This window comes from Stenotrophomonas sp. NY11291, from assembly GCF_023277365.1.
In the GTDB taxonomy this organism is placed as follows: domain Bacteria; phylum Pseudomonadota; class Gammaproteobacteria; order Xanthomonadales; family Xanthomonadaceae; genus Stenotrophomonas; species Stenotrophomonas geniculata.
This window is the reverse complement of the sequence record NZ_CP096975.1, coordinates 1,062,127-1,082,945: the sequence shown is the minus strand read 5'-3', so window position 1 is coordinate 1,082,945 and position 20,819 is coordinate 1,062,127. Positions and strand designations below refer to the sequence as shown.

General features: G+C 66.4%; 24 protein-coding genes. 20 read left to right on the top strand and 4 right to left on the bottom strand.

Annotated features, from left to right (window positions below):
- Nucleotides 1-2: 2 nt before the first annotated feature.
- From M1L61_RS05075 to M1L61_RS05060, 4 genes are all read right to left on the bottom strand, one after another.
- The gene (locus M1L61_RS05075) at nucleotides 3-2,141 is read right to left on the bottom strand and encodes a TonB-dependent receptor (protein WP_248854401.1); all 2,139 of its coding nucleotides are present in this window, start codon (nucleotides 2,139-2,141) and stop codon (nucleotides 3-5) included.
- A 129-nt stretch (nucleotides 2,142-2,270) separates the two neighbouring features.
- On the bottom strand, nucleotides 2,271-2,666 hold the full coding sequence (locus M1L61_RS05070; protein ID WP_019336919.1) for a DUF2946 family protein: 396 nt from the start codon (nucleotides 2,664-2,666) through the stop codon (nucleotides 2,271-2,273).
- Nucleotides 2,667-2,877: 211 nt separating this feature from the next.
- On the bottom strand, nucleotides 2,878-3,132 hold the full coding sequence (locus M1L61_RS05065) for a hypothetical protein (RefSeq protein WP_005408345.1): 255 nt from the start codon (nucleotides 3,130-3,132) through the stop codon (nucleotides 2,878-2,880).
- An 11-nt stretch (nucleotides 3,133-3,143) separates the two neighbouring features.
- Complete coding sequence (locus tag M1L61_RS05060; RefSeq protein WP_010483754.1) at nucleotides 3,144-3,368, bottom strand: hypothetical protein; 225 nt, start codon at nucleotides 3,366-3,368, stop codon at nucleotides 3,144-3,146.
- Nucleotides 3,369-3,856: 488 nt separating this feature from the next.
- Between M1L61_RS05060 and M1L61_RS05055 the strand changes: the two genes are divergently transcribed.
- The 20 genes from M1L61_RS05055 (at nucleotide 3,857) to M1L61_RS04960 (ending at nucleotide 20,817) form a co-directional block, all read left to right on the top strand.
- Nucleotides 3,857-6,193 (top strand): VapE domain-containing protein, encoded by a 2,337-nt coding sequence (locus tag M1L61_RS05055; RefSeq protein WP_248854400.1) that lies wholly within the window; start codon nucleotides 3,857-3,859, stop codon nucleotides 6,191-6,193.
- Nucleotides 6,194-6,400: 207 nt separating this feature from the next.
- Entirely contained in the window at nucleotides 6,401-6,628 is a 228-nt protein-coding gene (locus tag M1L61_RS05050) for a hypothetical protein (RefSeq protein WP_010483758.1), read from the top strand.
- Nucleotides 6,629-6,669: 41 nt separating this feature from the next.
- Nucleotides 6,670-7,308: a hypothetical protein gene (locus M1L61_RS05045; RefSeq protein ID WP_049434365.1), complete on the top strand. Its 639-nt coding sequence runs from the start codon at nucleotides 6,670-6,672 to the stop codon at nucleotides 7,306-7,308.
- 153 nt (nucleotides 7,309-7,461) lie between these two features.
- On the top strand, nucleotides 7,462-7,845 hold the full coding sequence (locus M1L61_RS05040) for a hypothetical protein (RefSeq protein ID WP_019336915.1): 384 nt from the start codon (nucleotides 7,462-7,464) through the stop codon (nucleotides 7,843-7,845).
- Nucleotides 7,846-8,205: 360 nt separating this feature from the next.
- Complete coding sequence (locus tag M1L61_RS05035; protein ID WP_228355113.1) at nucleotides 8,206-8,634, top strand: Mor transcription activator family protein; 429 nt, start codon at nucleotides 8,206-8,208, stop codon at nucleotides 8,632-8,634.
- Complete coding sequence (locus M1L61_RS05030) at nucleotides 8,631-8,981, top strand: hypothetical protein (RefSeq protein WP_010483765.1); 351 nt, start codon at nucleotides 8,631-8,633, stop codon at nucleotides 8,979-8,981. Before M1L61_RS05035 ends, M1L61_RS05030 begins: the two co-directional genes overlap by 4 nt.
- Complete coding sequence (locus M1L61_RS05025) at nucleotides 8,978-9,463, top strand: glycoside hydrolase family 104 protein (protein ID WP_049410196.1); 486 nt, start codon at nucleotides 8,978-8,980, stop codon at nucleotides 9,461-9,463. The genes M1L61_RS05030 and M1L61_RS05025 overlap by 4 nt, the downstream gene beginning before the upstream one ends.
- Entirely contained in the window at nucleotides 9,460-9,837 is a 378-nt protein-coding gene (locus tag M1L61_RS05020; protein ID WP_053442591.1) for a hypothetical protein, read from the top strand. The genes M1L61_RS05025 and M1L61_RS05020 overlap by 4 nt, the downstream gene beginning before the upstream one ends.
- Entirely contained in the window at nucleotides 9,779-10,084 is a 306-nt protein-coding gene (locus M1L61_RS05015) for a hypothetical protein (protein ID WP_248854399.1), read from the top strand. Before M1L61_RS05020 ends, M1L61_RS05015 begins: the two co-directional genes overlap by 59 nt.
- Before the next feature lie 110 nt (nucleotides 10,085-10,194).
- Nucleotides 10,195-10,749 (top strand): hypothetical protein, encoded by a 555-nt coding sequence (locus M1L61_RS05010; RefSeq protein ID WP_248854398.1) that lies wholly within the window; start codon nucleotides 10,195-10,197, stop codon nucleotides 10,747-10,749.
- Nucleotides 10,746-11,336, top strand: a complete 591-nt coding sequence (locus M1L61_RS05005) for a phage baseplate assembly protein V (RefSeq protein WP_109814102.1) — start codon at nucleotides 10,746-10,748, stop codon at nucleotides 11,334-11,336. Before M1L61_RS05010 ends, M1L61_RS05005 begins: the two co-directional genes overlap by 4 nt.
- Before the next feature lie 52 nt (nucleotides 11,337-11,388).
- Entirely contained in the window at nucleotides 11,389-11,727 is a 339-nt protein-coding gene (locus M1L61_RS05000; RefSeq protein WP_010483777.1) for a GPW/gp25 family protein, read from the top strand.
- 2 nt (nucleotides 11,728-11,729) lie between these two features.
- Nucleotides 11,730-12,626 carry a baseplate J/gp47 family protein gene (locus tag M1L61_RS04995; protein ID WP_248854397.1) on the top strand — a complete coding sequence of 299 codons (897 nt, stop codon included), beginning with the start codon at nucleotides 11,730-11,732 and terminating at the stop codon, nucleotides 12,624-12,626.
- Nucleotides 12,619-13,920, top strand: coding sequence for a phage tail protein I (locus tag M1L61_RS23150; protein WP_197601885.1), 1,302 nt, complete (start codon nucleotides 12,619-12,621; stop codon nucleotides 13,918-13,920). The genes M1L61_RS04995 and M1L61_RS23150 overlap by 8 nt, the downstream gene beginning before the upstream one ends.
- A 7-nt stretch (nucleotides 13,921-13,927) precedes the next feature.
- Nucleotides 13,928-15,427 carry a tail fiber protein gene (locus M1L61_RS04985; protein WP_248854396.1) on the top strand — a complete coding sequence of 500 codons (1,500 nt, stop codon included), beginning with the start codon at nucleotides 13,928-13,930 and terminating at the stop codon, nucleotides 15,425-15,427.
- Between the two features lie 4 nt (nucleotides 15,428-15,431).
- Nucleotides 15,432-16,040, top strand: coding sequence for a hypothetical protein (locus tag M1L61_RS04980; RefSeq protein WP_248854395.1), 609 nt, complete (start codon nucleotides 15,432-15,434; stop codon nucleotides 16,038-16,040).
- 107 nt (nucleotides 16,041-16,147) lie between these two features.
- The gene (locus M1L61_RS04975) at nucleotides 16,148-17,347 is read left to right on the top strand and encodes a phage tail sheath C-terminal domain-containing protein (RefSeq protein ID WP_010483787.1); all 1,200 of its coding nucleotides are present in this window, start codon (nucleotides 16,148-16,150) and stop codon (nucleotides 17,345-17,347) included.
- Between the two features lie 2 nt (nucleotides 17,348-17,349).
- Nucleotides 17,350-17,853: a phage major tail tube protein gene (locus M1L61_RS04970; protein ID WP_010483789.1), complete on the top strand. Its 504-nt coding sequence runs from the start codon at nucleotides 17,350-17,352 to the stop codon at nucleotides 17,851-17,853.
- Between the two features lie 81 nt (nucleotides 17,854-17,934).
- A complete protein-coding gene (locus tag M1L61_RS04965; RefSeq protein WP_019336908.1) occupies nucleotides 17,935-18,225 on the top strand; it encodes a phage tail assembly protein in 291 nt (96 codons plus the stop codon).
- A 120-nt stretch (nucleotides 18,226-18,345) separates the two neighbouring features.
- Nucleotides 18,346-20,817, top strand: a complete 2,472-nt coding sequence (locus M1L61_RS04960) for a phage tail tape measure protein (protein ID WP_248854394.1) — start codon at nucleotides 18,346-18,348, stop codon at nucleotides 20,815-20,817.
- Nucleotides 20,818-20,819: the final 2 nt, after the last annotated feature.

The following is a 20,819-nucleotide window of genomic DNA, read 5'->3' as shown; positions in this document are numbered from 1 at the left end:
CCTCAGAAGCGATGGTCGACGGTGAATTCGACGCGCCGGTCCGCACCCAGCAGCCATTGCGTGCTGGTGTAGTACGCGGTGGCGTAGTACGCCTTGTCGAACACGTTGAACAACCGCGCGGACAGCCGCGTGCGCGGTGCCGCCTGCCAGGTCAGCGCCAGGTCGGTGGTGCTGTAGCCGGGAAGTTCCAACGCGTTGGCATTGTCGGCGTAGCGCTTGCCGACATAGCGAACACCCGCCGCTGCGCTCCAGTCCGGCAGGAACTGCCAGCTCAACCATGCGTTGGCCAAGCGCTCGGCCACGTTCGGCGGTACGTTGCCATCACGCGACACCAGCACCGCCGGCGAACCCGTGGTTTCCAGGAAGTCCTCAAACTCGGCCTTCAGCACCGTCGCGTTGGCATCGAGCGACCAGTGCGGCGCGAAGTTCCAGTTCAAGGACGCTTCAATACCGCGCGAGGTCTGCGCACCCACCTGCACCCGGCGATCCGGCACCAGCGGATCACGGCTGAGCAGACCGGTCTTGCGGATGCGATACGCCGCCAGCGTCCACTCGCCGCCATCGAAGGCCTGCTTCAGGCCCACCTCGATCTGCCGGCCCTTGGCCAGATCGAAGGCACCGTTGGCTGGGCTGATCATCAGCAGTCCACTGACCGGGTCCGCCGCCTGTGAGTACTGCGCGTAGAGGCTCAGCGTCGGCTGCAGCGCGAATACGGTACCTGCACGCCAGCCGGTGCTGCTGTAGGTCTTCGAGAACGCGTTCTGGCCACTGATCAGATCGGTGCGATCGATGCGCGCGCGGTCGTGGCGCAGCCCACCCAGTACCGACCAGCGTTCGCTCAACGCCAGCCGGTCCTCCACGAACAGCGCGTACTGCCCGGCGCGGTTGCGATAGCGCGGCAGGTTGGGCGCGTCGCTGGCGAACCGGCCTGGCACCGGATCGAACGGATTGACCGGGCCCGAGCTGCCGGCATAGGTGTTGTTGGTGTGCTTGAAGTGCGCACGATTGGCATCGAGGCCCACGGCAAAGCGGTTGGTCAGGCCCGCGATGTTTCCTTGTACCCGCAGTGTCGAGGTCAACCCGGTCTGGTCCTGGTTGTGGGTGATCTCGGTGTTGCCGGAGCGATCGATCAAACCGGTGGCGCGGTTGTAGACATAGGCCTCGGCATTGCGCCAGTCGCGCTGGCTGTCGATCTGGTAGACGCGGGTGCGCCATTCCACGTTCGAGGTCGGCATCCACAGCGCATCAAGTTGGGTCCAGCGGTCGCGATAACGGATGTCGCTGTCTTCCACGTTGTAGTTGCGATGGCGCAATGCCTCCAGCTGCTGCCCACCCACCAGCGGCGTGCCGAAGTAGCGCATCGGTTTCTGGTAGCCCTGCGCATGGGTGAGCGTCAGCTGCAGATCCGTGCGCGGCTGCCACAGCAAGGCACCGGAGAAGGTCGCGTCCCTGTTGCGCCCGCGATCGACCCATCCACCGCTGTAGTTGCCACTCACGTCCAGCCGATAGGCCAGGTCCGGGGTCAACGCACCGCCGCTGCCGAAGCCCAGGCGCGCAGTATCCTCGCTGCCGACGGTCACGCTGATCTCGTTCTCGATGGCGCTACGCGAGGGCTTCCTGGGCACGATGTTGATGACCCCGCCAATGGCGCCATCACCATGGATGACCGACGCCGGGCCGCGCAGTACTTCGATGCGTTCGATCGACCAGGTATCGAACGGGAAGGTGATGCCCACGCCGCCGTACTGGCGAAGCCCGTCGTACAGGCGCATCACCGAGGCGCCATCGGTGAAGCCGCGGCTGGACAGCGCACTCAGGCCATTGCCCGGGTGCGGCATCGCACTGATCGCGCCTGCCCGGCTGATCGCATCATTGAGGTTGGTGTCGCCCCGCTGTTCCAGTTGTTCGCGCGAGATCACGGTCAGGCTGGCCGGTGTCTGCAGCACGCTCAGGCCCAGCGCAGACCCGGCGCTGGCGGTGGAAGACAGTTCACCGCTGCGGGTGTCGACCACGCGCACGGTATCCAGCGTGGTCGGAGGTGGCGCATCGGCAGCAAGGGCGGGCACGGCGTACAACAGGGACATGCACAGCGCAGGCAGTGTCGCCCTGCGCAGGCGCGCGGAGTTGGGGTTGGTTTTCATTTGTTCACGGCATGCAAGGCCACCCCGCAATGGCAGGGTAGCAATCAGAAAGGGGCAAACACGCGCGTGCGGGCACCGGCCGTGGCCGGCAACCTCATGGAAGAACGTTCAGTGCAACGCGCGTGCGGCTCAGACGGCCATCAAGGCCGGCGGCCCACGCGCTCCCAATGTGCCGCTGATCCGTTGCGGCAACGTCTGCACCGCACCGCGCAGCGCGCGGCACACCGGTGCCATCGGCGCCAACAGCAACACTGCCGCCACCAGCAGGGTGATCAGCCGTGCAGCGATCAGGCAGTAATCGCAGTCCACACCCATCTCATGGTCGGCGTGTGGATCGGCAGCCGGCTTCGGTGTCGATTCCCCGTTCTGCATTGCCATCGCGTGATGGTCATGGTGCGCTTCCATCGCGTGCTGTGCATGCTCTGCGTGCATCGCGTGATTCAAGGCTGCCACCGGTGCGGTGGCCGCAACGTGGTCATGCGCCAGCCAGCGGCTCACCAGCGGGGCGAGCAGCACCAGCAGCATGGCAAGCCATGCCAGGACCTGGAACCGGCGGTGGAGGACAGAACGACGCACGCCACCATTCTACGGGGCGATGGCCAACCTTGGACCGAGTTCAGGGTTTCCAGAAAGGTGGTGCGACGTTATGACGCAGCCGCGGACGCAGACGCTCTCCACGGCCCCAAAGGGGGACGGAAGGCGGCCTTACAGCCCCTTCCGTCCCCACATCGCATTGCTAGAACCGCGCGGGCTGCTGCACCGCACGTTCCAGGAACATGACGCCCGCCTGCAGGCTGTTGCGGGCGTTCTCCAACCAGCGCTCCGGATCGGCCACCGCAAATCGCTCCTGTGCATCCACATCACCCGAGTCGGCCAGGTCGGCCAGCTGCAGATGGATGTGGTTCTCCACCAGGCTCACCAGCACGGCGAGCTCGGCCGACAATCCGGCGATGCGTTCGGTGAAGCCAGCGTCGTTGCTGTTCAGAGACATGTCCCCTGTTCCTATGCGTTGCGGTGTTGATGGATGGCTTCGAAACGCTCGGCGCAGGCAGGCCCACAGAACAGCCTGGCCGGATCGTTGTCAAAGTCTTCGCTGCAGTCCGGGTTGTGGCATTCCCCAATGGGCCTGAGTGGGGCAACGCTGCGGGCCCGCGTTGCGTGCTGGGCCAGTGCTCGTTGCAGATGGCGCGCGTCCAGTTCCTGCGCTTCGTCGATGGTGTCCGTCATGCGGGTTGTATTTTATCGAGGGGTCGTCGCACTGATTGAGAACGTCGCGGCCGCTCCCTGCGGCGCGCATGTGGCGTCAGGCCGGGGCATTTCATTGAGGTCGGCTTCAGTCATGCAGGCTCCTTGTGCATGGGCGCCCTGGCGGGCGTTCGAGAGAGAGTGAAGGGCCGCGTCGAACGGCGCGGCCATCATCCGGAAACCGGTTCTCGCCGATTGCGACACAAGACGGCGATGATGCGGATCTGCGATCGCAGTCGCATGTTGAACCGCGTGGAGCGCCTTTGGCGGATCCGGGGACAGCAGGTATCCAAAGGTGTTGCAAATGGCGGATCCATCGGACACCATGACCACATCAACACCTTCCATCACCTACTGACCACTTCGCGTCGGGCCGCCGCCGCATGGCCTGCACAGCGCAGGCATCGCACAGCGCCATTGCCATCCACGGTCGCTGTGCATCGAACAACGTTCCAAGGGGGTCCCGCCGAATGTACACACCGCACCCAACGCAGGACGTCGTCCCGGCGTTCCTGCAGGCCATGCATGCACACGGCATCGTGCCGGACGCACGCGGACGCGATGCACTCAACGCCGACGGCACGCTGGTGCGCTTCCACGTGGAGGGTGACCGTCGTGGCACCCGCAATGGCTGGGCGGTCCTGTTCGGCGACAACGTGCCCGCCGGCGAGTTCGGCAGCTGGCGTACCGGTACCCGTCACGCCTGGTGCGCGCAATCACCGGCCACGCTGAGTCCCACCGAGCAGCGCGCGATCCGGCAGCGCCAGGAATCGGCCCGGACCGAACGGGAGCGGCAACAACGCGAGCGCGAGGATGCCGCAGCCAAGGCCGCCAACGTACTGTGGCAGCGGGCCATGCCCGCCGACGACAGCCACCCCTATCTTGCCCGGAAGGGCGTGCACGCTCATGGCCTGCGCGTGGCAGCGTGGCCGGTACGCAACAGCGACGGGCTGGTGTTCCGCCACATCGAGAATGCGCTGTTGGTGCCGGTGGTGAACACTGCCGGACGCATCGTCTCCCTGCAGGCGATCCTTCCCCGTACCGACCCGGCACTGGGGCGCGACAAGGACTTCCTGGCCGGTGGCCGCAAGCAGGGCTGCTTCCATGTCATCGGCAAGCCATTGCCCGGGCATCCCATCGCCATTGCCGAGGGCTATGCCACCGCGGCATCGATCCATCAGGCCACCGGCTGGTGCGTCGTGGTCGCGTGGGATGCGGGCAACCTGACGGCCGTGGCCCGTGCCTGGCGCAACGCCGTACCCGATGCCTCGTTCGTGCTCTGCGCGGATAACGACCAATGGACGCGGCAACCACTGGAGAACCCTGGTGTCAGCCAGGCCACGCAGGCTGCGGTAGACATCGGTGCTCGGGTGGTCTGGCCGGAATTCGCCATCGTGCACGGCGACGATGATCGCCCCACCGACTTCAACGACCTGCATCGGCGTGAAGGCCTGGAAGCACTGCGCGCGCAGCTGCTTGCCGACCCACCGTGCGCGCCGGGCGAAGTCCCCGCCGAGAGCGGCACACGCTCCCCGGCCGCCGCGAGCTACCAGGTTCCCGGCAACCTCTCCGCCTTCGATACCTTCACTCCGTTCCCCGACAGCAGCGCACGCGGCCGCCCGTTGCCGACCGCGCGCAATCTCGCCGAGCTGTGCCGCCGCACCGGCGTTACGGTGCGTTACAACGTCATCCGCAAGGACCTGGAGATCCTGGTGCCGGACCTCCAGTCCACGATCGACAATGCCAAGGAGGTTGCCGCCGGCGAAGTGATGGACTGCATGCACCGTGCCGGCATGGCCACCGCCAGCTTCGAGACCAACCTGTGCCAGGTGGCCGAAGCCAATCCCTACAATCCCGTTGCCAGCTGGATCACCTCGCAGCCCTGGGATGGCCACTCCCGCCTCCAGGCGTTCTTCGACACCGTGCAGGAAGCCCAGCCCACGCGCATGGCCGATGGCCGCATCCTGAAGGAGGTGCTGATGCGGCGCTGGCTGATCTCCGGCGTGGCGGCCGCCTTTGAACCGGATGGCGTGGTCGCACGGGGTGTACTGACCTTCGTCTCCAGGCAGAATCTGGGCAAGACGCGCTGGGCACGGCAGCTGGCACCGGCCGAACTGCAGCTGATCGCCGATGGCGTGGTACTCGACCCCACCAACAAGGACAGCATCAAGCAGGTCATCTCCAAGTGGATCGTGGAGCTGGGTGAGGTCGACGCCACCTTCCGCCGCACTGATATCGCCGCGCTGAAATCATTCATCTCGCGCAGCCACGATGAAATCCGCCGGCCTTACGCACGCACCGAATCGCGCTATGCGCGGCGCACCATCCTGTTCGCCAGTGTCAACGACGAGCGCTTCCTGCGTGACGCGACCGGCAACAGCCGCTGGTGGACCGTGCATGCCGTGGCGTTGGGTGAACCGGCGCGGATCGACATGCAGCAGGTGTGGGCCGAAGCCCACGCGCTGTACCGCAATGGCGAGACCTGGCACCTGTCCGGCGAAGAGCTGGATGCGCTCAATGCCACCAACAGCGAGCACGAACCCATCTCGCCTATCGCCGAGCTGATCGATCGCCACTTCGACTGGTCCCTCCCCGCCGAGCATTGGAGCACGCACTACCGTGCCACCGAGATCGTCATCGCGGTGGGCATCGACAGACCGAACCGGCGCGAGGTCAACGAGGCCGCCGCCTACGTGGTGAAGCGGCATGGCGTGCGCACCCGCGTGGTGGGCAAGGAACGGGCAAAGGTATGGCTGATGCCACCGCGCAGCCGCAGCCTGTCCGAACACATCGCAGGACCGTTCTGATGCCACGCACCCATGATGGCCGCGAAGTCGGCAGCCCGGGGTCCTGTGGAGCGCGAGCGATTGGCGTCACTGGCGGTACGGCAATGGATCGCCAATCCCCCCTCCCAGCCCGCCGAGGATGCAAGTAGATGAAAGGTGTTGACGGGAGAGGTCCACAGAGGCAAGATGACTGTATCGGCCACGCCACCTTCCAGGAGCGCTTCCGCCATGCCTCGACCCCGACTGCATGCCTTCGAAGGTGAGCAGCTCACCGTGCGACAGATCCACCAACGGGTACCGGTACTGTCCGAGCGGACCATCCGCGATCATCTTGCTGCCGGCCGTCGTACGCGTACCGCCATGTTGTGCTTTGACCCGATCGCGGCGGCAGCGCGCGGTGGCCGCATCACCCAGCGCATCCTGCGCGCCCGCAGCACCGCCGCACGTGATTCCTGATCCACCGGCAGCGGCCACGTTCTTCAAGGAGTAGATTCCCCATGATTCCCGCGTCCCTCGACAGCGGCCATCGCATGATCGCCGACACGCTGGCTGCGTTCCGTGCCGGGCCTGCCCTGGCCAGCACGGCGCTTTGCGCACGCCCACAGGCGGGTCCGCCGCTCTACATCGGCATCGCCGGCGCCAAGCGTGCGGGCAAGGACACCCTCGCCAGCGGGCTGGCGTCGGCACTGGCACTGCCCTGCGACAGCTTCGCCGCACCGCTGCGGCAATTCGTCGCCTCCCTCCTCGGGCTCTCCCTGCGTGAACTGGACAGCCGCAAGGAGGACACCATCGACTGGCTGGCCGAACTTACTCCTCGTCACCTGATGCAGACCGCGGGTACCGAATGGGGCCGCGACCGCGTCCATCCCGAGCTGTGGGTACGCTCGCTGTTCGCGCGCCTGCCTGCGGGAGGACTGGTGCCCGACGTCCGCTTCAGTAATGAGGCCTGCGCGATCCGTCGCCGCGGTGGTGTCGTGATCCGCGTCAGCCGCCCGGGCCATGGAGGCCATGACACCCACGCCAGCGAGCAGCCACTGCCCGATGAGCTGGTCGACATCGAGGTAAGCAACGACGGCAGCCGGGCCGATCTGGTACGCAGGACGCTGGACCAGCTGCTGTCGCGCGGCGTGATCTGAGCCTGGAGCAGGGCCGCGCTGCCCTGCAGCTTCCCCTGACCCAACCGCAGGTTCCGGCCCATCATCGGCGAAAATGATGTAAGGTCGTCCCCCATCACCGACGGCACCTGTCGTCACCCTGCATCCCCAATCATTTCGCAAAGAGGAATTGTCATGGAGGTCGAACAGTTCACGTCGACGCGCCAGAAGGCCATCGAATTGTTCAAGTCGCAGCCCAAGGGTGGCAAGGACATCGTGAGCCTGGACGCGATCTTCATCTCGCTGTGCTCGCTGGCCAACGCCCGGGCCGAGACCGGCACCACCCGGCAGGAACGCACTGCGGCTCGTCCTGGCAGCCAGCAACCTCCCGCGCCGTGGTTCACCGAGACCCTGGCCGCCCTGAAGGGCAAGGGCGAATCGATCACCGTGGCGCGGTTCCTGATGTTCGCCAACCGCTTCCCGGTCAAGCGCATGGACCAGGTCAATGCAGCGCGCTGGCTGCGTGATGCCGGCTACATTCCGCGCAAGACCGGCGGCAACCTGGTATTCGACCTTTGATCCAGCACCACCTGCAGTCCTGAAGCCCCGGCATCGTCCGGGGCTTTTTCGTTTCAGGGCCTGCTCACCGGTGTGAGGGAGGACGACCAACGGGACGCCATCCTCACCCCATACCTGCCACATCCCCTTGATCTGCCTTTCCCTCCTCTCTGTGAGGACTGCGAGTACGAAGGAAGGAGCAAACATCAGCAGCAACAGCCAGCGGCCGCAGGGCGTCATGCGCTCCCGAGCAGCCATCCTCACCCGTCCTCGGGGCACCGATGAATACCTTCAGCACCCACACTCGAAAGTAGACGAAAGGTGTTGACGGGCGGTGAGGGATGGCAACAGTGGAGATCAATGCCACTGAAGACATCCTCCATGAACGCCCTGCCCGACAGCATTCAGACCCTGGCCGAGGTCATCGGCGAATCCGCAGCCCTCACGCTGGTGCGTGCGTGGCCGCCGACAACGTCCAGCACCACCGGCCGTCATCGCGTCATCGTCTACGTTCCCTCCACCCTGCCCGACCAGCATCGCCTGATCGACATCCTCGGCCGCGACGTTGCCCAACGGCTGGTCACCCACTTCGGTGGCGAGCTGCTGTTCCTGGCCTCGTGCTTTGCAGCCAGCGCCCATGAGCGCCGCGAGCAGATCGCACGAGCGGTCGCCTGTGGCATGCCGCGCGAGCACGTCGCGCGCGAGTTCGGTGTCTCGCAGACCACCATCAAGCGCGCCCTGCGTGGCGCCCGTTCCGCGCCACCGACCGCGGTCCATCCGGCCCTGCTCAAGGGGTACGCACGCGCATGAACGAGAGCGACCTGCTGGCCGGTGTACCGGACTGGGCCAAATATCTGGGGGGAACCTCGGGTGTACTGATCGCGGTGTCGCTGTGGCTGCGCCAGTGGTTGTCGTCGGCCAAGGTCGACCGCACCGCAGACGAGGCCACCAGCAACACCCTGCGCACCCTGCAGGAGCAGCTCGCAGCCGAGCGTACCCGCGCCGACGGCCTGATGCACGAGCGCGAAGCAATGGCCCAGGAGATCGGCCAGCTGCGCGGCGAGGTCAATGCCCTGCGCGCGCAGATCGCCCAGCAGAGCGTGCAGATAGACGCGCTGTTGAACCTGGTGCGCAAGCAGCCGGGGGCCGCCGCATGACCGCCGCTGCAGCCAGCGCCCTCGGTGGGGCCAACGTCGCCGCATTCCTGGACATGCTGGCGGTATCCGAAGGCACCGACATCCCCAGTCAGCGCTCGCGTGACCGCGGCTACGACGTGATCGTGGGTGGCCAGTTGTTCAACGACTACCGCGACCATCCCCGCGTGCTGGTGTCGCTGCCACGCTATGGCATCAAGTCCAGTGCCGCCGGTCGCTACCAGTTCCTGCGCAGTACCTGGGATGACCTGCGCGCGCGGCTGGGCCTGCCCGACTTCGGCCCGGTTTCGCAGGACCGCGCGGCCGTGGCGCTGCTCAAGCAATGCGGTGCCTACGAATTGATCCGCCTCGGTCGCTTCGATGCCGGCATCAACGCCGCACGACGTATCTGGGCGTCACTGCCGGGCGCCGGCTACGGGCAGAAGGAGCATGCGCTGGAAACACTGCGCGTGGCCTACCGCGCCGCCGGCGGAGGCCTGCAGTGACGCCCGTCGCCCTGCGGTTCCGCATGGGCCTGCTGGTCCTCGCCGGTACCCATGCATGCTGTGCCTGGCTGGGGTGGACGCTGCGCGACCGCAGCGCGGACCTTGCCATCGCCACCGTCCAGACCGCACAGCAGGCATCGCGCGCTGATGCGGCGCAGGCCGCACATCAGCGGGACCTCGGCAACGCCCGCGCAGGTGCGCAGGCCGAATCGCAGCGCCTGGCCGCGCAGGCCGAACGCACCCGGCAATTCCAAACCCTGCAACAGGACATCGAGACCCATGCCAAGACTCCTGGCCGTGACCGCGGCGATGCTGATGCTGAGTTCGTGCGCATCTGGCGCGAAGCCAACGCCGGTCGCGCCCTGTCGCGTTGATCTCAGCATCGCCCCGGCGCAGCTGCGTGCGCCGGACGAGCTGCCGGACCTGCAGGCGGCCAACGACGATGCGCTGCTACGCAATCACGTTGCCGTCGCGCGGCAGTACCACGCACTGGCCGACCAGCTGCGTGCCCTGCTGTGCAGCCTCGGCAGCCAGCAGGGGATCACCCTCAACGGTACAGCGCCAATGGCGCCTGCAGAGTGCACAGCCACCGGCACGGCCAGCGCGCGGCGAAAGCGCTGATCCCCGCGGCCACGCCTGCAATGTCCCATGCGGCGGGTGATGGCAACACTGGATGCAGACAGCGCGCGTCCCCAACCAGGCGCGTCCTCCCATTCAACGCACGAGCTGACATGGCGACCAACTCCTCCTCTTCCATTCTCGACGCACTGCACCCCGCCATCGAAGCCGCGATCCGCGCCCGCTTCCCGGACTTCGCAACCGTCGAGTTCTATCGCGAACCCGGTGCTGAAGGCCTGGCCACACCCGCCTGCCTGTTGGCGATGACCCGCTGTGATCGCAGCAAGGACAAGGACGATGGCAGCGGGCAGATGCAGGCACTGCTGCGCTTCGAGGCACGCGTCGTCGTCGCTGCCGCCACTACCGACGCGGCACTGCAGCTGCGCAAGGCCGCCGTCGCGCTCGCCGGCTGGCTGCACCAGCTCGGCCGGTTCCCCGGTGCGGCCAGCGGCGCGATCGATGTGATCGCCGCACTGCCCGAAGACACGGCGGCGGCGCAGCCAGGCCTTCGCACCTGGCTGGTGGAGTGGTCACTGCCGGTCGCTTTGGGCAGCAACGCCTGGGAGGAGACCGGAGGCGCAGTTCCCCAGGCCTTCTACAGCTTCGTACCGGAGATCGGTCGTGATCACGAAGCACGCTACCAGCCCATTGAAGGAGCAGCACCATGAGCGCCGAACACGCGCGGCTGATCGGCAACCTGCTGATGATCGGCGTCGTGCGCGAGCTGGACGAAGCGGGCGGCCGCGTGCGGGTGGATGCAGACGGCATGCTGACCGACTGGATTCCCTGGCTGGAGCGCCGTGCTGGCCCGGGCGTGCGCAGCTGGTGTGCACCCGAACCCGGCGAGCAGGTGCTGCTGGCGTGCCCCTATGGCGACCCGGGCCAGGCACTCGTTCTCGGCAGCCTGTACCAGGACCGGTTCCCGGCGCCCGCCGACTCTCGGCTGCGGCACCGCACCGAGTTCGCCGACGGCAGCGTTGTCGAGTACGACCAGGAAACCGCAACGCTCAACGTCGATGTCGGCAGCGGCAAGGTCATCGTCACCTGTGCAAGTGCACAGGTGATCGCCAGCGAATCGATCGTGCTCGATACGCCATCGGTCAAGGCGACTGGCGACCTGGACGTCACCGGTGCGATCAGTGCCGGCAAGGACATCAGCACACCCGGCGAGGTCAAGGCTGGCGCCATCGGCCTGAAGGCACACAAGCACACCGCACAGGGTCCGACCGCACCCACCACGCCCGCGCAGCCCTGAACGGCCACGCGTGCAATGCCCTGAAAACCCGCACTCCACGACGATAGAGGCCATGCGAGGAATCGACGCCAACACCGGCAAATCACTGGATGGGCTCGCCCATCTGCACCAATCCGTGCGTGACGTTCTCACCACGCCCCTTGGCTCCCGGGTACTGCGCCGTGAATACGGTTCGCGCGTGTTCGAACTGATCGATGCGCCGACCAACCGCTCGCTGCGCATGGACCTGATCGCGGCCACCGTCGACGCACTCGCGCGATGGGAACCGCGGCTTCACGTCGAGAACGTCGACGTCTCCCTCCCCGCCCCCGGCGTGATGATCCTGGCAGTGACCGGAATCCACCTGCCGGACGGCGAGGCCATCACCATCGAAGGAATCGAGGTTCGCTAACCGTGGCATCCGGCTCGTTCACCAGTGTCAATCTCTCCCAGCTGCCTGCACCGGCGGTCATCGAAGTGCTCGATTTCGAGACGCTGTTCGATGAATCGTTGACCGCACTGCAGGCGCTCGACCCCACCTTCGACGCGCTGCTGCCGTCGGACCCGGCCTTCAAGATCCTGGAGGTCTGCACCTACCTGCGCCTGCTCGACCGACAGCGCGTCAACGATGCGGCGCGTGGCGTGATGCTGGCCTACGCGGTCGGCAGCGACCTGGACCAGTTGGCCGCGATCTTCGGCATCGGCCGCCAGATGCTGGACCCGGGCAAGCCGCAGGAAGGCATTCCGCCACGCTACGAGAGCGATGAAGATTTCCGTCGGCGCATCCAGCTGGGTCCGGAAGACTTCAGCGTGGCCGGGCCGGAAGGCGCCTACATCTTCCACGCGCTGAGCGCCGATCCGCGGGTGCTCGACGCCAGCGCGACCAGTCCGTCGCCGGGTGAAGTGGTGGTCTCGGTGCTGTCGCGTGAAGCCGATGGCACGGCCACCCAGGCGCTGCTCGACGCAGTGGAAGCGAAGCTGAGTGCGGCCGACGTGCGGCCGCTGACGGATCACGTGCTGGTACGCACGGCGGCAATCATCAACTACGCGGTCACCGCCACGCTCTACACCTACGCCGGCCCGGATTCGCAGGTGGTGCTGGCCGAAGCGCGCTCGCGCCTGGATCGCTACATCGCCGAGTCGCATCGGCTCGGCCGCGATGTCACCCGCTCCGGCCTGTTCGCCGCATTGCATGCCGAGGGCGTGCAGCGCGTGGAGATTTCCAGCCCGGCGGCTGACGTGGTGGTGGACCGGACCCAGGCCACCTACTGCACCGCGGTGACCCTGACCCATGGCGGCAACGATGAATGATTCCACCGCACGCCTGATCAATGCACGCCTGCGTGGCGCGATCGATGGGCACAACCTGCAGTTCCGCCATCCAGGTGGCGCACTGGCCACCCTGCAGGCGGTGTACCGCACCGATTGGCAGGGGCGGCAACGGCTCTCCAACCAGCCACGCCGCAATCTTCAGCGCCAATCGCAGGATTTCCGCGCCGCTAGCTGGCTGGGCTTCTACAGGAAGCCGGCCAGCCTGGCGGGAGGCGAGTCCGCGCCCGATGGAACCCGTACGGCATTCTCGTTCGCAGCCTCCGACGCCATCGGTGGCCCCAACCAGAACTTCACCGGTCTGGTCGACGACGATGGCTCCGCTTACGCCGATGGAGCACCCACAACCATCAGTGTCTGGCTACGCGCCAGTCAGCCCTGCGCCGTCGATTTCGGTCTGCGCACGCTCGAGGCAGGTCGGACGCGCCTGCCTGTGGGCACGGAGTGGAGACGGCACGCCTTCACCTACACACCAAGCCCCAATGATCCCGGTCGCGGGCTGGTTATCGTGTTCGATCGGTTGGCATCCCAGAACGCGGGGCTCGCGCCGGACGCCAGGATCCACGTGTGGGGTGCCCAGGCAGAAGCCGGTAGTGGTGCAACAGGCTACATCGCCACCACCGCCTCCACCCCCACCATCATCGACTACGTCCATTCCGGTGAACGGGTCACGCTTGGCACCGCACCGATGCCGGGGACGGTGATAGAAGGCGAGGCGAGCGTGATCGTTCCGGCCGCGGCCACCCTGCTGCCGCCCAACGCCACCCGCGCGGAACGGGCGCTGGCCCGTGCTGCGGTGACCCGCCCGCTGCCGGTGGACATCACCGCGCTGTGGGATGCGGACCGCTGCCCGGCCGCGTTGCTGCCCTGGCTGGCCTGGGCCTTGTCCGTCGACGAATGGAAGGCCTACTGGCCGGAAACGGTAAAGCGTGCCCGCGTGCGCGCCGCGATCGCGATCCAGCGCCGCAAAGGCACCTGGGGCAGCGTCCGCGATGTGGTGGCTGCGTTCGGCGGTTCGATCCTGATCCGCGAATGGTGGGAAATGCAGCCGCGAGGTGCACCGCACACCTTCGAAGCGGTGATGACCATCGCCAACCAGGGCGGCGAGACCGCCACCGCCAAGTTCGTCGACGACGTGATCGGCGAGATCAGCCGCACCAAGCCGGTGCGCTCGCACTTCACGTTCACCCAGGGCATGCAGGCCAGCGCCGGTATCGGTGCACTTGCCGGCGCCCATGGCACCACCTTCCGCCGCATCCAACTGATCGGAGAGTAAACCCCGCATGCGCTTGAAAATCACCGACGCCGGCTTCGCCAGGCTGGTCAATCCACCCAACACCGGCACCAGTGCCGTGCTGATCACCGAGATCGGCCTGACGTCCACGGCATTCACGCCGACGGCAGGGCTGACCGCCCTGCCCGGCGAGATCAAGCGGGTCTCGACGTTCGGCGGCAAGGCCGTGGGCGACGACACGCTGCACGTCACGATCCGTGACGACAGCGCTACCGCCTACAGCCTGCGCGGCTTCGGCCTGTACCTGGGCGACGGTACGCTGTTTGCAACCTTCGGCCAGACCGATCCGATCATGGAGAAGACCGCAGCCTCGATGCTGCTGCTCTCCACCGATACCCGCTTCAGTGAAGTCGATACCGCGCTGATCGAGTTCGGCAATGCCGAATTCATCTATCCGCCCTCCACCACCGAGGTGCAGGGCGTGGTCGAACTGGCCACGACGACCGAGACCGAAGAGGGTGCAGATGCCCAGCGTGCGGTGACACCGCGCGGGCTGCGTGCCTTCATCGACAAGCGCTTTGGCGCCAGCGCCCCCACCCAGTTCGTCCGCACGCTGTTGTCGATCGCCACCGATGCCGCGTTCCGTTCCGCCCTGGGGCTGAAATCGGCCGCGTTGAAGGACGAGGGCGCCGACAAGGGCCTGGATGCCGACCTGCTCGATGGCCGCCACGGCACCCACTACCTGGACTGGCGCAACATGACCGGCGTGCCATCCAGCGTGCACGTGCCCGGACAGGTGATTCTGTTCGCCGGTGCCACCGCGCCCAACGGCATGCTGCTGTGCAATGGTGCCGCTGTTCCGCGTGCCAGCTACCCGGCCCTGTTCGCCGCCATCGGTACCCGCTACGGCGCCGGTGACGGCGCAACCACCTTCAACCTGCCGGCAATGCAGGAAGGCACGGTGGTCACGCACACGCTGAACCCGGAAGCGGTCGGCAGCTTCACCCAAGGTGAGGTGATCCGCCATGCCCACAGCGCAAGCACGGCAACAGCAGGCAGCCACAGCCATGCCATCTCCGTGGGCGCAGGCGGCGCACACTCCCACGGTGCCAGCGCCAGTGCCGTCGGCGACCACGCGCATGGTGCGTGGACCGACTCGCAGGGCCACCACGCGCATACCGGTGGCACTTCGTGGGCTGGCGACCACCAGCATGGAGGCGTCGTTCCCTCCAATCCTGCCCTCAACGGCTACGGCGTCTATCGCGAACGCGACAACGACGCGCTGTATCCGGACGGCGCCACAGCACCTGCCGGTGGCCACGCCCACAGCTTCACCACCGACGGCGCAGGCGGCCACGGCCACAACATCGGCATGAACGGCGCCGGCGGCCACTCGCACACCATTTCCATCGCCCAGGTGGGTGACCACGGCCACGCCGCGTCGGCCGCCGAAGCCGGTGCGCACACCCACACCGTCGTGGTGGAGAACGCCGGTGGCGACCGCAACCTGCCGGCTGGCCTGCGGATGATCTATTGCATCGCGTACTGAGGACATGAACTTGCCTACCGAACCGCGCTTCGCGCACTCCTACGATCCCGATACCCGCGCCTACATGGGCAAGGTCCGCCTGCAGCCTTCGCCGGACGGCGCCTGGAACCTGCCCGACTTCACCGTGGACGTCGCGCCTCGCCAACCTGCCGGCGAATACCAGGCACTGCGCCTGGCCGAGGATGGCTCACGCTGGGAACTGGTGGCCGATTTCCGCAACTGCATGCTGTGGGACACACGCACCGCGATGGCGGTACCCAACCGCCTCGCGCTGGGCGAGCCGTTGCCCAAGGACGTGACCCTGTCCGAACCATTCAAGCTGGATGGCACCACCGCGCAATACAACGCGTGGAATGCCAGCCGCCGCGAATGGACGCTGCTGCCGGACTACAGCTCGCGACCGCTGTGGAACAAGCACGATGCCAGCTTCGCGACTCCCGTTTCCCGTGGGGTCGCGCTGCCGCCATCGGTCACCGATCTGGCACCGCCTGCAGATCGCAGCTACCCGGTCACCTTCGATGAAGCCCGTGCTGCCTGGGTGATGGTCATTGCCCCCGAACCCGACCCGGCCGCGCAACCGCAACCGCAACCGCAACCGCAACCGCAACCGTGATTTCGGGCCACCGCTGCAATTAATCCAGCCGCGGCCAGATACGAACATGTACCCATGCGGCGCAGATCGCGACCGCAGCACCCACCCAACCAAGGAAAAAACAACGCATGGCCGAATTTCTGCATGGCGTGCAGGTCGTCAACATCGATGGTGGTTCCCGCTCGATCGCTGTTGCCTCGACCAGCGTCATCGGCATCGTGGGCACCGCGCCCCGCGCCGACAAGATCGCCTTCCCCTACAACACTCCGGTCCTGGTGACCTCGCGTTCGCAGGCAGCCAAGCTGCTCGCCAACGCCGCAACCGAAGTCGATGAGGGCACCCTCCCGGGCCAGCTCGACGCCATCTTCGACCAGTCCAACGCGGTTGTGGTCGTCATCCGCGTCGAGAAGGGCGCCACCGAGAACGACACCCTGGCCAACGTGCTGGGCGGCGTGAACGCGCAGACCGGTGCCTACACCGGCGTGCATGCACTGCTGGCGGCAAAGTCGGTGGTGGGCATCAAGCCCCGCATCCTGGCGGTACCGGGCTTCACCCACACCCACGAAAAGCGCGATACCGAACTGCTGGCCAACCCGGTCGTGGCCGAACTGCTCGGCATTGCCGACAAGCTGCGCGCGGTGATCATCAAGGATGGCCCGAACAGCAACGACGACGCCGCCAAGAGCACCACCGCTCTGACCGGTTCCAAGCGCGTCTACGTGGTCGACCCGGCGCTGCTGGTGCAGTCCGGTGATGCCATCGTCACCCGCTACGCCTCCGGTGCCGTGGCCGGTGCCATTGCCCGCAGCGACAACGAACGCGGCTGGTGGGCATCGCCGTCCAACCTGGAGCTCAACGGCGTGGTCGGTACCGCACGTGCGATCGACTTCGGCCTGTCCGACGCGACCAGCCGCGCCAACCTGCTGAACCAGTCGAACGTGGCGACCATCATCCGCGAAGGTGGCTTCCGCCTATGGGGCAACCGTACCGCCAGCAGCGACCAGAAGTGGCAGTTCCTGTGCGTGGTGCGCACCGCCGACATCATCGCCGACAGCCTGGAAGCCGCCCACCTGTGGGCCGTCGACCGCGGCATCAGCAAGACCTACGTCGACGACGTGCGTGAGGGTGTCAATGCCTTCCTGCGCGGCCTGAAGACCCAGGGCGCGATCCTCGGCGGCAACTGCTGGATCGACCCCGACCTGAACGCAGCGGACAGCGTGGCCCAGGGCCGCTTCTACTGGGACTTCGACTTCACCCCGACCTACCCGGGTGAGCAGCTGACCTTCCGCATGCACATGAACAACAACTACGTCTCGGAGATCTTCTAAGCATGGCGCGCAAGATCCGCAAGAACTTCAACTTCTACGTCGACGGCAAGGGCTATGCCGGCAGCGTGATGTCCTTCACCGCCCCCAAGCTGTCGCTGAAGACCGAGGACTTCCAGGCCGGCGGCATGCTGGCCCCGACCGAGATCGTGCTCGGCCATGACAAGCTGACCGCCGATGTCGAGTTCGCCTCCGACGACGCGGAGATCATGAGCAAGTTCCACGTCATCGAAAGCAAGGAATACGGCTTCACCGCCCGCGAAGCGCTGGAAGGCGATGACGGCGAAGTGACCCAGGTCGTGCACAACATGCGCGGCAAGGTGAAGCTGCTGGACCGCGGCGAAACCAAGGTCGGCGAGAAGGGCACGATCAAGGTCAACCTGGCACTGAGCTACTACAAGCTGACCCATGGTGCCCAGGTCGTGCAGGAGATCGACGTGGTCAACATGATCGCCCGCCAGGGTGGCGTGGACGTGCTGGCCGGCATCCGCGGCGCACTGGGCATCTGAACCCTCGCCGCACTTAAGAACCCGGGGGCGCCTCGCGCCCCCCGCATCCATCGCACCGCATCGCATTCCAGGAACGCATCCATGTCCAGCAAGACCAAGACCCCCACCGACACCGTCATCGAGCGCGATGGCTTCGCCGAGATCACCCTCACCCGCCCGCGCCAGGTCAATGGCATGGAAACCGCCGTGCTGCGCATGCGTGAACCGACCGTGGAAGACATGGAGCGCTACCAGGATGACAAGGGCAGCGACGCACAGCGCGAGGTGCGGATGATCGCCAACCTGTGCGAGGTCTCGCCGGAAGACGTGCGCAAGATGCCGCTGCGCGACTACGCACGACTGCAGGCAGGCGTCGCGCTTTTTACCACCTGACCCTGCCTCAGATCAGGCAGGGAGTGCTCGCCCTGGCCGGTCATACCGGCTGGGGCCTGCGCGAGATCATGACACTGCGGGTGTCTAAGTTCATCTGGTGGATTCAGGGATTGCCGGTACATGGCCAGTAACGTTCAAACGACAACGATCACGATCGGCGGCGAGGTGTCCAAGTCACTGAAGGACGCCTTCTCCTTTGCCAACGACGGTATCAAGCGCCTCGGCACCGAGGTGACCCTGCTGGACCGCAGGCTCGCGCGCATGAGTACGACCAGCAAGGAGTACGCCCGCATGCGTACCCAGGTCGATGCGCTGCGTGCCTCGCAGGTGGCGCTGGAGAGCATCGAAGCAAAGCGCGACGCCAACCTGGAGAAGCGCGGGAAGCTCGGCTCGGCATTTGGCGAGGCACGCGGCACGCTTGGCACGGCCGTCACCGCGCTGGCCAAGCCGGTCGAGAACGCCTCCGGCTTCGCCCGCCAGAACCAGCAGATCGGCGTGGCAGCCAACCTCAGCCGCGCCCAGGTCAGCGCACTGGGGCAGGCCATCCTGGAACAGTCGCGTGCAACCAACCAGGGCGCCGACGCGCTGCAGCGCTCGATCAGGCTGATGGTCGACGCCGGCATGGATGCGCAGTCGGCCCAGGCCAGCCTCGGTGCTGTCGGGCGGACCACCACCGTCACCGGTGCCAGCATCGATGATGTGGCCCAGGCTGCGGCCGCCCTGCAGCAGTCGTTCGATATCGATCCCTCGCGCATGCAGAACGCGCTGGATGTGCTGGTGGTCAACAGCCGGCAGGGCGGCCTGGGCCTGAAGGACATGGCCGCAGTGCTGCCTACCCTGGGTTCGTCGTTCGAAGCGATGAAGCTGCAGGGCACCTCGGCGACCGCCACCCTCGGCGCGGCCCTGCAGGCCACGCTGGACTCGGCCGGCGGCGCCGACAAGGCCGCCAGCAACATGAAGAGCTTCATGTCCGAGGTGCTCTCGCCGGACATTCAGGAGAAGGCCAAGAAGAGCCTGAACCTGGATCTGCGCAAGATCATCGGCGATGCACAGACCAGCGGCGGCAATCCCTTCGACGCTGCGATGCAGGGAATCATCCAGGCGACCGCGGGCGACCAGAAGAAGATCGGCACCCTGTTCAGCGATGCACAGGCGAAGAACTTCGTCCAGCCGATGATCGAGAACTGGGATACCTACGTCCGTGTCCGCGACAAGGCCTTGAATGGATCGGCGGGTACCACCGATGCGGCCTATGCCGATGCGATGCAGACCGATCCGCAGAAGATCGAAGGTGCCAAGATCGCCGTGGACAACCTGTCCAAGGCCTTCGGTGCGGCACTGCTGCCCGCGGTGGGCGAGGCCGCGGTCAAGCTGACCGAGCTGTTGAACGGGGTTACCTCGTTCGTGCAGGAAAACCCGAAGCTGATCGCCAACACCACGCAGATCGTGGTCGGCATGCTGGGCATGCGCACGGCGGTGCTCGGCGCTCGCTACGCCTGGACCTTCCTGCAGGGCCCGATCCTGGGCGTGCAGAAGGCCTTCCAGCTGTTCCGTGGTGGCAGCCTGCTGGCACAGATGGGGCGCTTCGGGCCGATGGCCATGCGCCTGGCATCGGGCTTCCGCATCGTCGCCACTGCCGTGGCCGCCATCGGTGGTGGTCCGATCACGATCGCCATCGCGGCAATCACCGCAGGCGCCATCCTGGTGCGCAAGTACTGGGAGCCGATCAAGGCATTCCTGGGCGGCGTCTGGGAGGGCCTGAGCGGTGCAGGCACCGCAGCGATGGGTGAACTGATGCGTGCGGTTGAACCGCTGCGCCCCGCCTGGGAAGTCATGAGCGGGTTGATCGGCCAGGCCTGGGACTGGCTGTCGAAGATGCTTGCACCTGCACAGTACACCGGCAACGAACTGTCGCGCGTTGCCCAGATCGGCACCTTCCTCGGTACCGTTCTGATGGAAGGCCTGAGAATGAACATTCAGCTCATCAGCGGCCTGGTGCAGTACGTCGCCTGGATGGGCAACGTGTACACGACCGTCGCCAGCGGGATCGGAATCGAAATGAGCAAGATGTGGACGGCGATCAAGTCCGGTGCCGAATCCCTGTTCGACTGGCTCATCCCGAAGCTGGATTTCCTCATGCCCTACGTCGAGAAGCTGATGGGGTTCGTCGAAGGGGGCATTGGCAAGGTCAGTGCGCTGGTCGGCAAAGGCCTGGACTTCGGCAAGGAGGTGCTTGCCGGTGGAGCGGAAGCGATCGGCAACGGCATGGTGGGGTACACCAACATGCGGGCCGGCGGCAGAGGCGGCCTGGATGACGCCGTGGGCCTGGTCGGCGACGTCGCCACGTTGGACGCGCCGGGCGCGCGCAAGCGTTGGGGCGGCATCAGCGAGGCCGCTCGCGGTCGCACCGCACCCGACATGCCATCGCCCACTACGCGCGGCGTCACCACCGTGCAGCAGCAACAGACCAACAACATCACCATCCACCAGCAACCGGGTGAATCCAGCGAATCGGTGGCGCGTCGCACGGCCGACGAACTGCAGCGTCGCAACGCGGTTGCTGCCCGTGGTGGCCTGGCAGACAGGAACTAAGC

Excerpts from the sequence above, each read along its gene's own strand:
- M1L61_RS05075 (WP_248854401.1), bottom strand. The coding sequence starts at position 2,141 with ATGAAAACCAACCCCAACTCCGCGCGCCTGCGCAGGGCGACACTGCCT.
- M1L61_RS05070 (WP_019336919.1), bottom strand. The coding sequence starts at position 2,666 with ATGCTGCTGGTGCTGCTCGCCCCGCTGGTGAGCCGCTGGCTGGCGCAT.
- M1L61_RS05065 (WP_005408345.1), bottom strand. The coding sequence starts at position 3,132 with ATGTCTCTGAACAGCAACGACGCTGGCTTCACCGAACGCATCGCCGGA.
- M1L61_RS05060 (WP_010483754.1), bottom strand. The coding sequence starts at position 3,368 with ATGACGGACACCATCGACGAAGCGCAGGAACTGGACGCGCGCCATCTG.
- M1L61_RS05055 (WP_248854400.1), top strand. The coding sequence starts at position 3,857 with ATGTACACACCGCACCCAACGCAGGACGTCGTCCCGGCGTTCCTGCAG.
- M1L61_RS05050 (WP_010483758.1), top strand. The coding sequence starts at position 6,401 with ATGCCTCGACCCCGACTGCATGCCTTCGAAGGTGAGCAGCTCACCGTG.
- M1L61_RS05045 (WP_049434365.1), top strand. The coding sequence starts at position 6,670 with ATGATTCCCGCGTCCCTCGACAGCGGCCATCGCATGATCGCCGACACG.
- M1L61_RS05040 (WP_019336915.1), top strand. The coding sequence starts at position 7,462 with ATGGAGGTCGAACAGTTCACGTCGACGCGCCAGAAGGCCATCGAATTG.
- M1L61_RS05035 (WP_228355113.1), top strand. The coding sequence starts at position 8,206 with ATGAACGCCCTGCCCGACAGCATTCAGACCCTGGCCGAGGTCATCGGC.
- M1L61_RS05030 (WP_010483765.1), top strand. The coding sequence starts at position 8,631 with ATGAACGAGAGCGACCTGCTGGCCGGTGTACCGGACTGGGCCAAATAT.
- M1L61_RS05025 (WP_049410196.1), top strand. The coding sequence starts at position 8,978 with ATGACCGCCGCTGCAGCCAGCGCCCTCGGTGGGGCCAACGTCGCCGCA.
- M1L61_RS05015 (WP_248854399.1), top strand. The coding sequence starts at position 9,779 with ATGCTGAGTTCGTGCGCATCTGGCGCGAAGCCAACGCCGGTCGCGCCC.
- M1L61_RS05010 (WP_248854398.1), top strand. The coding sequence starts at position 10,195 with ATGGCGACCAACTCCTCCTCTTCCATTCTCGACGCACTGCACCCCGCC.
- M1L61_RS05005 (WP_109814102.1), top strand. The coding sequence starts at position 10,746 with ATGAGCGCCGAACACGCGCGGCTGATCGGCAACCTGCTGATGATCGGC.
- M1L61_RS05000 (WP_010483777.1), top strand. The coding sequence starts at position 11,389 with ATGCGAGGAATCGACGCCAACACCGGCAAATCACTGGATGGGCTCGCC.
- M1L61_RS23150 (WP_197601885.1), top strand. The coding sequence starts at position 12,619 with ATGAATGATTCCACCGCACGCCTGATCAATGCACGCCTGCGTGGCGCG.
- M1L61_RS04985 (WP_248854396.1), top strand. The coding sequence starts at position 13,928 with ATGCGCTTGAAAATCACCGACGCCGGCTTCGCCAGGCTGGTCAATCCA.
- M1L61_RS04980 (WP_248854395.1), top strand. The coding sequence starts at position 15,432 with ATGAACTTGCCTACCGAACCGCGCTTCGCGCACTCCTACGATCCCGAT.
- M1L61_RS04975 (WP_010483787.1), top strand. The coding sequence starts at position 16,148 with ATGGCCGAATTTCTGCATGGCGTGCAGGTCGTCAACATCGATGGTGGT.
- M1L61_RS04970 (WP_010483789.1), top strand. The coding sequence starts at position 17,350 with ATGGCGCGCAAGATCCGCAAGAACTTCAACTTCTACGTCGACGGCAAG.
- M1L61_RS04965 (WP_019336908.1), top strand. The coding sequence starts at position 17,935 with ATGTCCAGCAAGACCAAGACCCCCACCGACACCGTCATCGAGCGCGAT.
- M1L61_RS04960 (WP_248854394.1), top strand. The coding sequence starts at position 18,346 with ATGGCCAGTAACGTTCAAACGACAACGATCACGATCGGCGGCGAGGTG.